Genomic DNA, 13567 nt, shown 5'->3' with positions numbered 1-13567 from the left:
TCGCGCACCAGAAGATCTGGTCGCACTCTCGCCCGAAGAATCAGACGAATCGGCCCGACGTGCGACGACGGTCACCCCCACGACTCGGGCATCACGGACCACATCTCGGACCCAGACACCCCGAACGGGTCCCTCGGGCAGCAGTACAGAGCCCACTCGTTGAGAATTATCGTGTCCGACTTCCCTAACGCATTTCAATACTTTATGGTCTAGGCGGGGGTTCTCAGCGGCTACTCATAGTTTGGGTCTAAGCTGTGCACCGAGAAAACAGATCAAAACGGGGTGGATGGGATTTGATTGCACTCCACAACCGTCTTGGTCACATGACACATATCGAGGGGAAAGCGTTTCATGGCGAAGAAGGAAATCGTTCAGGTCATCGACGATCTCGACGGCAAGGTTTTGGACCAGTACGAAACCGTCCGGTGGTCACTCGACGGAAAGAATTACGAGTTCGACACTTCGTCGAAGCACGCTCAGCAATTCCGTGATTCGCTCGCGAAGTACCTCGAGATCTCACGTCAGACCGGCCGCGCCGCCAAGCGCACGGCCACCACCACCGCCGCTGCCGGCGGCGGACGCAACAAGGAAACCACCAAGGCGATCCGCGAGTGGGCCATTCGCGAGGGCTACGAGCTCAGCGACCGGGGCCGCATCCCGCAGAGCATCATCGAGGCCTTCGAGGCCGCACACTGACCGGTCACGCGTGAGGAATTCCTCTGCAGATCGACCCACCGCCCGGCTGCACCTCGTGCACCGGGCGGTCGGTGTCTCCGACGGTGTGCGGGCGTGAAACCGCTCGCACCGCTCACCGCACCGATCGACCCGGTGGACGCGCGGACCCGGATCTCCTGGCTCCTCGAGCAGCGACGGGAGAGCACCTATCGGGTGGAGGCCTTCCGGCGAGCCGCCCAGGCCGCCGCGCGGCTCGCGCCCGACGATCTGCGCGCCCGGGCGTCGAGCCGATCCCTCACGACGGTGAAGGGAATCGGGAAGACCACGGCATCGGTCCTCGAAGAGGCGGCCGCCGGCCGGGTGCCGGATTACCTCGCCCGACTCCAGGACGAGGACCCGTCCATCCCGCCCGAAGGTGCCGACGACCTCGTCGCCGCCGTTGTCGGGGATCTCCATGCCCACACCGAGTGGAGCGACGGCGGCGCGCCCATCGACGAGATGGCCTCTGCCGCAAGGGCAATGGGCCACGAGTGGCTGGCGATCACCGACCACTCGCCGCGCCTGACGGTCGCCAACGGGCTGAGTGCCGAACGCCTGGCTGCGCAGATCGACGCCATCGACGAATGGAACAGCGTACAGGGCAACGACTTTCGCCTCCTCCGCGGCATCGAGATCGACATCCTCGACGACGGTGCGCTCGACCAGTCGGACGAGATGATCGCACGCCTCGACATCGTCACCGCCTCGGTCCACTCACACCTGCGGATGGACCACGACGCGATGACGACCCGGCTCGTCAACGCGGCGTCCGACCCTCGCGTTCATGTTCTCGGCCACTGCACCGGTCGTCGGGTGGTCAGCGGACGCGGCCACCGACCCCCGTCCACCTTCGATGCCCGTGCCGTCTTCGAGGCGTGCGCCGCCAACGACACGGCCGTCGAGATCAATTCACGACCCGAACGCGTGGACCCACCCGATGATCTGATCGAGATCGCCCTCGCCGCCGGTTGTCTGTTCGCGATCGATTCCGACGCGCATGCGCCCGGCCAACTCGAATTCAAGGTCCTCGGGGCGCGTCGCGCGGTGGAGCACGACATCGATCCCGGCCGGATAATCACGACGTGGCCGTCGGATCGGTTGCTGGCGTGGACCTCCCGATGAGCCGGGCGACCAGCGGGAACAGCAGGACCGTCGTCGCACCGGAGGCGACCAGCGTGGACGCGAGCTCGGCCGAGATCAGCTCGGAGGACACCGCCACCTCGGTGACCGCCACGATGATCGGCAGCCCGGTCGCGGCGAACAACGCCAACTGAGCCCGCTCCCGCGGGTGATGCATGAAGTGGCCGTCGTCGAGGCGGCCGGCGCTGAACCAGACGGGGACGCCGCGGGCGATCGCGATGGCCAGCACCAGGATCACCCACGTCCCGGGCCTGGACGCGACCGCGGACACGTCGATGTTCATCCCCGAGGTGACGAAGAAGATCGGGATCAGGACGCCGAATCCGATCACCTCCAGCGACCTGCCGACGCGGGGATGTTCGGGTCCGATGAGGCGGCGCAGGATCAGACCGGCCGCGAAGGCGCCCAGGACGACGTCGAGGTCGAAGACCGCCGCCACCGTCATCAGCGACACGAGCAGCAGCACCACGACACGCACCGGCAGCTGGACGGTTCCGCCGGCCAACTCGCCGAGGGCCGTCCCGACGCCGGGGACGCGCGCGAGAATGCGTTGCGGGGCAGCGGCGATCAGCAGCGCGGCCAGTACGAAGAGCACCAGGACGATCACCGCACCGCCGAAGCTCCGACTGGTCAGCAGCAGCGACATCGCCAGCACCGGCCCCAGTTCGCCGACCGCGCCGTGCGCCATCACCGCACGACCCAGACGCGTGTCGTCGAGGCCCGCCTGTTTGAGGATGGGCAGCAGGGTGCCGAGCGCCGTCGAGGTGAGGGTGATCGCGATCGCGATGTGGGCGGTGAAACCGGCCTGACTCAGACCGGTTGCGAGGGTCGCTGCGACCAGGGCCACCGCACCCCACGCGAAGAGCAGGCTCACCAGCCACGACAGCTGGGCGACCCGACCGATCCTGCCGCGCAACAGCTTCGGGTCGAGTTCGTATCCGGCCAGGAGGAACAGCATGCCCAGGCCCAATTGGCTGAGCACGTCGATACCGGTGCGGTCGGCCCAGTCGAGTGCGTGCGGTCCGATGACGATGCCGAACACCAGCAGCAGCACAGCGTCGGGAACGTAGCCTCGTGACAGCCGAGACAGCAACGGCGACAACGCCGCGACGAGGACTATCCAGAACAGCGACACGATCACCGAGGTGTCGGTCGACGCGGACTCGGCGAGGATCATGCTCATCATGGTGGCACGCCACCGGCGTCGTCACCGGGAACGTCACCTGCCGATCGACCCCGAACTGCATTGTCGGCGTCGGCAGCTCGGTCATCACTCCCGTGGTATCGGTGGCGCGTGCTCGGGCGACATCAGTGCGGCGATCCGCGAGAAGATCGGGTTGCCCGCGTTCGTGTAGGAACCGTCCGGACCGAACGCCTCCGGCAGGTAGGTCACCGCCACCGCGATGGACACCTTCTCCTGCGGAAGATAGCCGACCACGGCGGCGTAACCGTTGAACAACGGGTTCTGGACGATCCAGTCCCCGGTCAGGACCACCCCCATCCCGTAGGTGTAGCGCTCGTTCATCTCTCGGCACGTCGCGCACCCCGGCTGCGGACGGGCGATTCCACGCAGTCGCGTCGAGGTCATCGTCCTGTAGGACTCCTCGGACAACGTCTCCCCGGCGAAGAGTGTGCGGCCGGTGGCCTCGACGTCGTAGATGTTCGAGGTCTGGATGGCGCCGTGGGTGATGCTCCACGACGGGTTCCAGCCGGTCGTCTCCTCGTAGAACGGCGCTGCCGGGGGCAGCTTCAGGATTCCGCGGCGCTCGGAGGAGAAGGCGTGCAGGGCCGGCTGCGGAATGGTCGCGGTCAGGTCCGAGACGGTGTTCTTCAGACCCAGAGGTTCCGAGATCCGTTCGCGGAGCATGGCCTCGACGGACTCGCCGGTGATCTTCTCCAGCGCCAGACCGAGGATGACGTAATTGGTGTGGGCGTAGTTCCAGTTCGTGCCGGGCCGGTACAGCAGCGGTTTGTCCAGCGCGTAGGACAGCATCTCGTCGGTGGTCCACGCCTTGAACGGATTGTTGAGTTCCGTCGTCTCGAAGGCCTCGTTGCCGAGGACGTAGTCCTGGTATCCGGACGTCATGGTCGCCAGCTGGCCGAGGGTCACCTCGTCGGCGTGCGGGATGTCCGGGACCCACCTGCCGATGGTGTCGTCGAGGGACACGGTGCCCTCGTCGACGAGTTGCAGGAGAACGGCGGCGACGTAGGAGATGGCGACGGCGCCGTTGCGGAAGTGCATGTCCGGCGTCGCCGGGATCCCGGTCTGGGATTCGCCGAACGCCTTGGTGATCACCTCGTCGCCGTCGGCGGTCACCCGGACGATCACCGCCTTCAGGTGCTGTGACGCCTTCAAATCCCCGATGATCCGCTCGATCGCCGCGGCTCTGGCGGGGTCCGACGACGTCGCCGACGATCCGGACGGACCCGACCCCCCGTCGGAGCCGCAAGCTGCAAGCACGACGACCATCAGTACTGCCACGACCACCGACCAGCGCGTTGCCATGCGGTCAGCTTCTGGCACCGGCGTCCGGGGCAGGTCCCGATCCGACGTATACGGCACGTAAATGCTGTCCGCTTCCGGAGGCGCTCATCGCCGACTCCCCGACACCGAAGCCGGTCGGCACGTTCGCGGCGTAGCCTCTCCGATGACCCGACCGCGCGATCCGAGGTGGCCATCATGACCATTTCCCAGCCGACCATGCCGACCGCGTTCATCGGACACGGCAATCCGATGAACGCCCTCGAGCGGAACCGGTACACCGAGGCGTGGCGTGCGCTCGGGCAGGCGGTGCCGAAGCCGCGGGCGATACTGGTGATCTCGGCGCATTGGTACACCAACGCGACCGCGGTCACCGCGATGCCGCGCCCGCGCACCATCCATGACTTCTACGGGTTCCCGCAGGACCTCTTCGACATCGAATACCCCGCGCCCGGCGACCCGGAGGTCGCCGAGATGGTCTCCGACGTCGTCAAACCCACCTGGTGCGGGCACGACCTGGACAGCTGGGGCATCGACCACGGCACGTGGTCGGTTCTGGTGCACACGTTCCCGGACGCATCCGTCCCGGTGCTGCAGTTGTCGCTCAACGCCTTCAAGGACTTCGAGCACCATTACGAACTCGGCCGCAAGCTCGCGCCGCTACGTGAGCAGGGCGTGCTCATCATCGGCAGCGGCAACATCGTCCACAACCTGCGGGCGGTGGACTTCAGCAAAGCCGACAGCGGCTACGACTGGGCCCACCGGTTCGACAATTCCGCGCGGGAAGTTCTGCAGGACAACCCCTCCGGTGTCCTGAGCCTCGACGGGCATCCCGACTTCGCCAACTCGGTGCCGACACCGGATCATTACCTGCCGCTGCTCTACATCGCCGGTCTCGCGCAGGAGTCACCACTCGACCTGCTGGTCGACGGACATGCGGCCGGCTCGATCTCGATGGCCGCCTACACCCACGGGCTGGACGTGAACACGAGCCGGTTCGGCGACGCACCGGCCGCCGAACTCCCCGAGGGGTTCCCGTCCCTGGACTCCAACATCTGACGCTCGGCGCCCCGCGACCCCAGTAGACCCGAGGCGCCGGCCGAGGGTCGTATCGAGGTCAGCCCTTCAGGAACCCGTCGATCTGGTTGATCGCCTCGGTCGAGCCCTCGACCACGCCCATGTCGAGGACCTTCTGCAGCGCTTCGGCCGTCGCATAGGTGCTGATGTAGGTGGCGACGGTCTTGCCGTCCTTCTCGGTGAACGAGTAGGAATTGCGCGACTCGGGCATGTCCGTGATCGGGTTGAGGTCCGCGTCGGCGAACCCGTCGAGGAAGGTGAAAGATCGCGGCTCGTCGACGGTCTCGACCTTCCAGTACCCGCCGAACTTCTCACCTTCGGGGCTGGTCATGTAGTACGTGACCTTCCCACCGGGGGTGAACTCGTGATCGACGACGGTCGCGGGATAGGTCGGCGGGCCCCAGATCTTCTCGAGCTGACGCGGGTCGGCGTAGATCTGCCAGACCCGTTCGACCGAGGCCGCGAATTCGGCGTTGATGGTGATGGTCCGGGCGTCGAGGTCCGGCGTGATGTCGATGACAGGCATTGTTCATTCCTCCGATGGTGTTGCAGCTGATGGTGTTTCGAGCGTGAGCAGGTCGTCGATGCGCGCGATACGGCCACGCCACACCTGTTCGAGTTCGGTGAGCATCGACGCCACCGAACGCACGGCGGCGACGTCGCCACTGGCCAGTTGCTCGCGCCCCTGACGCCGTTTGGTCAGCAGCCCGGATTTCTCCAGCACGGCGACGTGCTTCTGTACTGCCGCGAAGCTCATGTCGTATTTCGCGGCGAGTACCGAGACCGAGTGTTCGCCGGCGAGTACTCGTCGCAGGATGTCGCGACGCGTGCGATCGGACAGCGCGTGGAACAGGGCGTCGGCCCTGTCCTCGTCGTCTGGCGATGTTCCGGTGGTGTCGGCCACATCACCAACATACAACCAAACGGTTGTATGTCAACCCCCCTCAGACCCAGGCGCCGCCGCCTCAGAGTCCGGCAGGACCCGATTCGACCGCCAGACTTCGCTTCGACAGGCAGACTTCGGCCGAGGTCCGGCTGTCGGATCGACGTCGACCGGTCACAACCGCACTCGGTGCGAGCCCGGTCGGCTCCGGTCACCGCTCGATGACGTGACCGTTCTCGACGTGCCACTGCCGGTCGACGTTCACGTTCGCCAACATCCGACGGTCGTGGGTCACCAGAAGCAGCGCCCCGTCGTAGGACTCCAGCGCCGACTCCAGCTGTTCGATCGCCGGGAGGTCCAGATGGTTGGTCGGCTCGTCGAGTACCAGGACGTTGACACCGCGGGCCTGCAACAGCGCCAGCCCGGCGCGCGTGCGCTCCCCCGGCGAGAGGTCACCGACCGGTCGGTCCACGTGGTCGGCGCGCAGGCCGAACTTCGCGAGCAGCGTCCGGACATCCGCCGTCGTCAGGTCGGGTACGAGCTCGGCGAACCGGTCGGCGAGCGGGGTCGTTCCGGTGAATTGCCCACGCGCCTGGTCGATCTCACCGATCGCGACATTGGCGCCGAGTTGCGCGGAACCCGAATCGGGTTCGAGGTGACCGAGGAGCAGTCGCAGCAACGTCGACTTCCCGGCACCGTTGGGTCCGGTGATGCCGATCCGCTCCCCCGCGTTCACCTGGATCGACACCGGCCCCAAGACGAATTCGCCCTGCCGCACCACGGCATTGTTGAGCGTCGAGACGACGGAACTGGATCTGGGTGCCGCGCCGATCGTGAACTCCAGCACCCACTCCTTGCGCGGTTCGGCGACCTCCTCGAGACGCGCAATCCGGCTCTCCATCTGACGAACCTTCTGCGCCTGCTTCTCGCTGGACTCGGTGGCGGCACGGCGTCGGATCTTGTCGTTGTCGGGGGCCTTGCGCATCGCGTTGCGCACCCCTTGGCTCGACCATTCTCGTTGAGTGCGCGCCCGCGCCACCAGGTCGGCCTTTTTGGCGGCGAACTCCTCGTACTCCTCGCGCTTGTGCCGGCGCGCCACCTCGCGCTCCTCGAGATAGCTCTCGTATCCGCCGCCGTACACCGTGTTGGTGTGCTGGGCCAGGTCGAGCTCGAGAACCCGGGTCACGCTGCGGGCGAGGAACTCTCGATCGTGGCTGACGAGCACGACACCACCGCGGAGGCCGGCCACGACCTCCTCGAGACGGGCGATGCCGTCGAGGTCGAGGTCGTTTGTCGGCTCGTCGAGCAGCACGATGTCGAACCGGGAGCACAGCAGTGCCGCGAGACCGACGCGCGCCGCCTGGCCGCCGGACAGCGCGGTCATCGGGGTGAGCTCGGGGTCGACGAGGTCGGTGGCGAGTCCGAGGTCGGCGAGGACCGCCGGAAGGCGTTCGTCGAGGTCGGCGGCACCGGTGGTCAGCCAGTGGTCGAGGGCCGCCGCGTAGACGTCGGCGGGATCGTCGGTACCGGTCGCCGAGGACTCGTCGGCGAGCGCCGCGGCGGCCGCATCCATCGCCTCGGTGGCAGCCGTGCAGCCGGTACGACGCCCTACGTACTCGCGGACCGTCTCACCGGGTATCCGCTCGTGCTCCTGCGGCAACCATCCCACGAAGGCATCTGCCGGTGCCCGCGCGACCGTGCCCGCGAGTGGTGCCAGATCGCCGGCGAGGACGCGCAACAGTGTGGTCTTGCCCGCCCCGTTCGCACCGACCACCCCGACCACATCGCCGGGGGCGACGGTGAGGTCGAGGTGGTCGAAGAGGACCCGATGGGCGTAACCGCCCGCGACGTCTTTGGCGACGAGAGTTGCGGTCATCGGTCAATGGTCGCACCACCGACGACGCCCCTCGTGCGCGGTCAGCTCCGGGTCTGCTCGACCGCCGGTTCGTCGACCGGCGCCCTTCCCGGAACGAACTTTCCGTTGCCGAACATCAGCGGATACAAGATGCCCCCGATGAGCCCGCCCAGCAGCGGAGCGAGCCAGAACAGCCACAGCTGGCCGGGGGCCCCGTTGCCGTTGAAGAAGGCGACGGCTGTCGATCGCGCCGGGTTGACGGAGGTGTTGCTGATGGGAATCGAGATCAGGTGGATCAAGGTCAGCGTCAGACCGATCGCCAGCGGTCCGAAGCCGGCGGGCGCCCGGCCATCGGTGGCGCCGAGCACGACGATCAGGAAGAACGCGGTGAGGACCGTTTCGGCGATCAGCACCGCGAGGAGTGTGTAGTTGTTCGGCGAGTGTTCGCCGTAACCGTTGGCCGCCATGTTGCCGGTCGCCTCGAATTCCGCTCGGCCGCTGGCGATGACGTACAGGAGGGTACCGGCGAGCAGGCCGCCGACGACCTGGGCGATCCAGTAACCGGGCAGGTCCTTGACCGGTAGGCGACCACTCGCCACCGCGCCTACGGTGATCGCCGGGTTGAAGTGCGCGCCCGAGATGTGGCCGACCGCGTAGGCCATCGTCACGACCGTCAGACCGAACGCCAGTGAGACGCCGAGCAACCCGATACCCAGCTGGATGAGGGTGTCGTTGTCCTCGCTGGCGTTCGCCACATACTTCGCCGCGAAGATGGCGCTGCCGCAACCACCGAAGACCAACCAGAACGTGCCGAACAGCTCCGCGAGCAACCGGCGTGGAGTACTTGCTGTCATGAGACCGTGTCTCCTTCGCCGGCTCGTCGGGTACGGGCACGGCGGCGCCGAGCCGGCGTGTCCTCGCCACCGTGCCCCGAGTGCAACCCGGGCACCGCCGCGGTGTCCGCCGGTTTACCCATCCCATGCCCAGAATTGACGTGCGCGTGTCCTTCGATACGGCGCTGAGGAGAAAACGGGTCCGGAATCCTCATTCGACCGCATGAAAGACGACATTCGGAACATTCGCGAAAGTGTCGTCGTGGACGCCTTTTCCGTCGTGAGACATCGCGGCTGACCAGCCCGAACATTCAGATGAATGGCACCGAATGGCCTTTCTCGATCCTCCCGCCCACGGAATTCCTGCGCGGTACTCTCCCGTAGTCGACGACCGCCACCGGTCCGATCTCGCTCGATCACCTCAGAGAAGGAGCCCATCGTGGGTAGTCCCTACGACCCCAATCAACCCACCCGGCTCGGCCCGCAGGATGGGCAGCAACCCTCTGGTCAGCAACCCTACGGCCAGCAGTACCCGCCGCAGCCCCACGGACAGCCGCAACAACCCTACGGGCAGCCCTACGGACAGCAGCCGTATCCGCAGCAGCAACCGTATGGCCAACAGCCCCAAGCACAACAGCCGTACGGTCAGCAATCGTATGGGCAGCAACCATATGGACAGCAGCCGCCGCCTCCCCCGTCGTCGTCCGGTGGGGGTAAGAAGTGGTGGTTCATCGGGGGCGGTGGACTCCTGCTCGTCCTCATCGTGGTGGTGGCGGTCGTCCTGGCCTTCACCCTCGGCGGCGGCGAAGACTCCAGCGAGCCGGACGTGCCGACCGCAACGGCCGTCGACATGCTCCTGCCGGAGTCCGGCTTCCCCGATGTCACAGGCGAATTCACGCTGGAGACCGAGCAGTCCGACGACGACGGCACCAGCGTCGACAACGAGAGATGCGCACGGCTCGTCGAGTCCCCCGACACCAGCGCGGACTACGCGCAGCGCGAGCTCGCCGAGACCGCCGACTCGGCCGAGGTCTTCTTCGGTCTCGACCAGTACAGCGCCGACGTGACCAAGCCCGCCGACGGGAGCTACCAGGACTTCGACGAGATCCTCGCGGCCTGCGAATCCTTCACGCTGAACCTCGAGGAGGACGGCGAGACCGTCCCGGTCGCGATCACGCTCGAGGAGCAGACGCTCCCGATCAGCGGCGACTACAAGGCATTCCGGATGACCGGCAACTTCACGATCTCCGACATCGACGTCCACATGGTGGGCACCCTGGTCGTCGGCGAGGAGCGCGGGGTGTCGTTCTCGGTGGCTCACAACACCTTCAGCGACAGTGCGCCGTCGGTCAGTTCCGAGGTCACCGGCAACCTCGCCGAGATGTTCGCCGAGCAGCGCCGGCTGATCGAGGACGCCGCTTAGCCCGACGCCCGGCGGAGGCGGGGTGGCGCCCGACGCCGATCGGGTGACGGACGGGCCTCCCGTCGCCGGGCGCGAGGGCGTGCGTACCCGCCGGTTTCCCGGCGAGCACACCGGGTACCCACGGCCATGACCACATCGAGGGAGACCCGCCGTTTCGACGTCATCGTCGTCGGCGGCGGCAATGCCGGTATCAGTGCTGCGGCACGTCTGATCCGACGCGGTGTGTCCGACGTCGCGATCATCGAACCGCAAGCCGTCCACACGTACCGCCCGCTGCTGTCCTACGTCGGCGGCGGGCAGGCGGCACTCCGCGACGCGGAGCGCACCCAACGGTCGGTGACCCCGGAATCGGCCACCTGGCTGCAGGACTCGGTGACGTCGGTCGATGCCGACGACCGGACGGTCCGGTGTGCATCGGGAACCGTCGTGGGGTACCGGGATCTGGTCCTGGCGGTCGGACTGGTGCCCGACGAGGAGGCGATGCCCGGTGTCGGACAGACGATCCTCGACCCGACGGTCACCAGCAACTACCTGGACCGGGCCGAGAAGACCTGGGAACTCGTGGCGTCGATGCCGCGGGGCGGTCGAGCGGTGTTCACGGTTCCGCCGCCCCCGGTGAGCTGCACGGGCACGACCCTGAAGCCCCTGTTCCTGGCCGCCGCCCACTGGGCACGCACCGGGATACTGCCGACGCTCGACATCAGGCTGGTGGTGGACCGTCCCCACCTGCTCGGCATCGACGACCTCGACGCGCGGCTCTTCGACCGACTCGAGGAACTCGGCGTCACGGTCCTCCTCGACACCCGCGTGGACCTGCACCCCGGCGAGGACCGGGTCACCGCCACCTCGGCCGGCCACACCGAGGACCTGCACTTCGACATGCTGCACGTGGTTCCCCCGTTCCGCGCCCCCTCGATGATCGAGACCTCGGGGCTCTCCGGCACGCAGGAGCGCCGCCTCGTCGACATCGATCCGCGGACGCTGCGGCATCGAACCCATCCGGACGTGTGGGCGATCGGGGACGGTGCCGCCATCTCCACCGATCCGTCCGGAGGTGGTCTCCGTCGCCAGGTGGAGGTCCTGATCGACAACGTCCTCGCCGCGCGCAACGGCGGAGACATACGCGAGTACGACGGCTACACCGTCGCACCGATCGCGACCGATTCGCACCGTCTGATCGCAGCCGAATTCGACCGGGACGGAACGCTGATGTCATCGCTGCCGTCTTTCGTGGACACACTGAAGCCGCGTCGCAGCGCGTGGGCGTTCGACCGCTACGTACTGCCCCGTCTGTACTGGAATCTGATCCTGCGCGGACGTGTCTGACGCGAGGCTCGCCCTGCGACCACGGGTCCGGCGCTAGGCTCGTGACCGTGAGCAGGTCGAAGCGCTGGAAAGAACTGTCCCCCACGGCAAGAGCCACGGTCGTGGCGGTCGCGGCAGTCGACGCGGGCACGCGGGTGTGGGCTCTGCGGGACCTCGCCGGACGACGTCCCGAGGAGATCCACGGGCCCAAACGCGCCTGGGTGATCGGCCTGTCGGTCGGTTCGACCGCCGGCATCGGACCGGCCGTCTACCTGCTGTGGGGTCGCAAGCGCCGGGGATGACGCCCCACCAGAAGGCCGATCGCAGGGCAGTGCGGGACGTACCCTGGTCGTCATGATCACCGGCCTGCACACCCTGATCTACTGCGACGACCCCGATGCCGCTCGAGCATTCTTCCGCGATGTCCTGGGACTACCGGCGGTCGACACCGGTGGCGGCTGGTTGATCTTCACGACCGGCCCGAGCGAACTCGGCGCGCACCCCAGCGCGTGGGAGTACCAGGGATCGAGCGGAGGAACGGACCAGCGCTTCGACGTGTCGTTCATGTGCGACGACCTCGACGCGACCATGAGCGAGCTGTCGGCGAAAGGTGCCGAGTTCTCCGGTCCGCCGCAGGAGGAACCCTGGGGGACCACCGTCGGCGTCAAGGTTCCTGGGGCCGGCGAGATCACCATCTATGAACCGAAGTACGACCCACCCGCGTTCGGCTGAGCACCTCGGTCACGAGCGCCGAGGCGGACGCAGCAAGCAGTAAGCCGAAAAATCCCGTGCCGACGTGTCGGCACGGGATTCGTCTGTGGAGCTAAGGGGACTCGAACCCCTGACCCCCACACTGCCAGTGTGGTGCGCTACCAGCTGCGCCATAGCCCCGTATTTTGTTGTTCCGCCCTGTTCAAGGGCACTAGGAAAGTTACACCACCGGCTCTACGCCGACCAAATCCGCAGGAACCGGGCCCTTCGGGTGGCCCGGTCCCGCAGATCACGACTTGTCGTCGTTCAGGATGCCGTCGAGCCAGCCGGTGCCGTCGAGCAGTCCTTCGACCGGTTTGCCGTCGTGCAGGACGCTCGGGGTTCCCACCTGACCGGCCGCCTTCTCGAGTTCGTCAGACGAGGTGCGGGCGTTCTCCTCCGCCTGCGCCACCTTGTCGTTGTTGGTGATGCATTGCGCGGTCGCGGGCGTTGCACCCTGCTCGGTCGCGAGGCGGGCGAGTTCCGGACTGGTGATGTTGCCGGTGCCGTCCTCGGCCGGCTGCGCGGCGAACAGTGCGCTGTGGAACCGGAGGAACAGTTCGGTGTTCTGCTCCTGCGCCACGCAGGTGAGCGCACCCGCGGCGCGTGAACTGTAGTCCCCGGTTGCCGATTTCGGGTTGAGGAAGTTGAGCGTGTGGTAGCGAACGCGCAGTTTGCCCTCGGTCACCGCCGCGGTGATCGCCGATCCCGACTGCTGCTCGAAGAGTTTGCACACCGGGCACAGCGGATCCTCGAAGAGATCGATCAACGGTGCGGTCTCCGGTCCGACGATCATCGTCGAACTCGCCGCCAGTGCGGATTGGTCCGCGGTTCCCTTGTCGCGACCGCTCCACCAGATGCCGCCGATGACCAGACCCGCGATCACCAGGACCGCGATACCTCCGAGGACATAGGTCATGGTGCTCGACGGCGCGCTCGGCTGATATTTCGACGTGGTGGCACGGGGCACCGAGGCTCCCGACTTACGCTTTTCGCTCACGTGTCGACAATATCCGCGCAGTACTGATAAACGGCTGAGTAGGTGCGCCGAATGAGCGTATGAACGGCCGACGTGGTCGACGGCAACGCCCAGCGGGTCGCGAGC

The 13567-nt window shown here is 66.9% G+C and carries 14 protein-coding genes and 1 tRNA gene; 7 read left to right on the top strand and 8 right to left on the bottom strand.

Features of this window, described 5'->3' with window-relative positions; all coding sequences use genetic code 11:
• Positions 1-351: 351 nt before the first annotated feature.
• A complete protein-coding gene (locus BPODLACK_RS11310; RefSeq protein WP_159405328.1) occupies positions 352-696 on the top strand; it encodes a histone-like nucleoid-structuring protein Lsr2 in 345 nt (114 codons plus the stop codon).
• A 93-nt stretch (positions 697-789) separates the two neighbouring features.
• Entirely contained in the window at positions 790-1836 is a 1047-nt protein-coding gene (locus BPODLACK_RS11305) for a PHP domain-containing protein (RefSeq protein ID WP_159405327.1), read from the top strand.
• Here BPODLACK_RS11305 and BPODLACK_RS11300 read toward each other — a convergent pair.
• Both BPODLACK_RS11300 and BPODLACK_RS11295 read right to left on the bottom strand, forming a co-directional pair.
• Entirely contained in the window at positions 1790-3031 is a 1242-nt protein-coding gene (locus BPODLACK_RS11300; RefSeq protein ID WP_159405396.1) for a cation:proton antiporter, read from the bottom strand. The two genes, BPODLACK_RS11305 and BPODLACK_RS11300, sit on opposite strands and share 47 nt — an antisense overlap.
• Before the next feature lie 93 nt (positions 3032-3124).
• The gene (locus BPODLACK_RS11295) at positions 3125-4360 is read right to left on the bottom strand and encodes a serine hydrolase domain-containing protein (protein WP_159405326.1); all 1236 of its coding nucleotides are present in this window, start codon (positions 4358-4360) and stop codon (positions 3125-3127) included.
• Positions 4361-4534: 174 nt separating this feature from the next.
• Between BPODLACK_RS11295 and ygiD the strand changes: the two genes are divergently transcribed.
• Positions 4535-5395 carry a 4,5-DOPA dioxygenase extradiol gene (gene ygiD, locus BPODLACK_RS11290; RefSeq protein WP_159405325.1) on the top strand — a complete coding sequence of 287 codons (861 nt, stop codon included), beginning with the start codon at positions 4535-4537 and terminating at the stop codon, positions 5393-5395.
• 58 nt (positions 5396-5453) lie between these two features.
• Here the strand turns inward: ygiD and BPODLACK_RS11285 are convergent, their stop codons facing one another.
• The 4 genes from BPODLACK_RS11285 to aqpZ all read right to left on the bottom strand — a co-directional run bounded on the left by BPODLACK_RS11285 (position 5454) and on the right by aqpZ (position 9005).
• Positions 5454-5939: an SRPBCC family protein gene (locus BPODLACK_RS11285; RefSeq protein WP_159405324.1), complete on the bottom strand. Its 486-nt coding sequence runs from the start codon at positions 5937-5939 to the stop codon at positions 5454-5456.
• Between the two features lie 3 nt (positions 5940-5942).
• Positions 5943-6317 carry an ArsR/SmtB family transcription factor gene (locus BPODLACK_RS11280; RefSeq protein WP_159405323.1) on the bottom strand — a complete coding sequence of 125 codons (375 nt, stop codon included), beginning with the start codon at positions 6315-6317 and terminating at the stop codon, positions 5943-5945.
• 190 nt (positions 6318-6507) lie between these two features.
• Positions 6508-8172: a ribosomal protection-like ABC-F family protein gene (gene abc-f / locus BPODLACK_RS11275; RefSeq protein WP_159405322.1), complete on the bottom strand. Its 1665-nt coding sequence runs from the start codon at positions 8170-8172 to the stop codon at positions 6508-6510.
• Between the two features lie 41 nt (positions 8173-8213).
• Positions 8214-9005, bottom strand: a complete 792-nt coding sequence (aqpZ, locus tag BPODLACK_RS11270) for an aquaporin Z (protein WP_159405321.1) — start codon at positions 9003-9005, stop codon at positions 8214-8216.
• 418 nt (positions 9006-9423) lie between these two features.
• Between aqpZ and BPODLACK_RS11265 the strand changes: the two genes are divergently transcribed.
• The 4 genes from BPODLACK_RS11265 (at position 9424) to BPODLACK_RS11250 (ending at position 12444) form a co-directional block, all read left to right on the top strand.
• Positions 9424-10407: a hypothetical protein gene (locus BPODLACK_RS11265; protein ID WP_159405320.1), complete on the top strand. Its 984-nt coding sequence runs from the start codon at positions 9424-9426 to the stop codon at positions 10405-10407.
• Between the two features lie 126 nt (positions 10408-10533).
• Positions 10534-11733 carry an NAD(P)/FAD-dependent oxidoreductase gene (locus BPODLACK_RS11260; protein WP_159405319.1) on the top strand — a complete coding sequence of 400 codons (1200 nt, stop codon included), beginning with the start codon at positions 10534-10536 and terminating at the stop codon, positions 11731-11733.
• A gap of 47 nt (positions 11734-11780) precedes the next feature.
• Positions 11781-12014: a hypothetical protein gene (locus BPODLACK_RS11255; RefSeq protein WP_159405318.1), complete on the top strand. Its 234-nt coding sequence runs from the start codon at positions 11781-11783 to the stop codon at positions 12012-12014.
• 52 nt (positions 12015-12066) lie between these two features.
• Positions 12067-12444 (top strand): VOC family protein, encoded by a 378-nt coding sequence (locus BPODLACK_RS11250; protein WP_159405317.1) that lies wholly within the window; start codon positions 12067-12069, stop codon positions 12442-12444.
• Positions 12445-12530: 86 nt separating this feature from the next.
• Here the strand turns inward: BPODLACK_RS11250 and BPODLACK_RS11245 are convergent.
• Both BPODLACK_RS11245 and BPODLACK_RS11240 read right to left on the bottom strand, forming a co-directional pair.
• Positions 12531-12603: transfer RNA gene (locus BPODLACK_RS11245), tRNA-Ala, on the bottom strand.
• Between the two features lie 109 nt (positions 12604-12712).
• Complete coding sequence (locus tag BPODLACK_RS11240) at positions 12713-13462, bottom strand: DsbA family protein (protein ID WP_159405316.1); 750 nt, start codon at positions 13460-13462, stop codon at positions 12713-12715.
• Between the last annotated feature and the right edge of the window lie 105 nt (positions 13463-13567).

Origin of the sequence: Gordonia sp. YY1, assembly GCF_009872315.1 — a bacterium.
GTDB classification, from domain to species: domain Bacteria; phylum Actinomycetota; class Actinomycetes; order Mycobacteriales; family Mycobacteriaceae; genus Gordonia; species Gordonia amicalis.
Note: the sequence above shows the minus strand (reverse complement) of the source record. Positions and strands in the feature narration are given on the sequence as shown.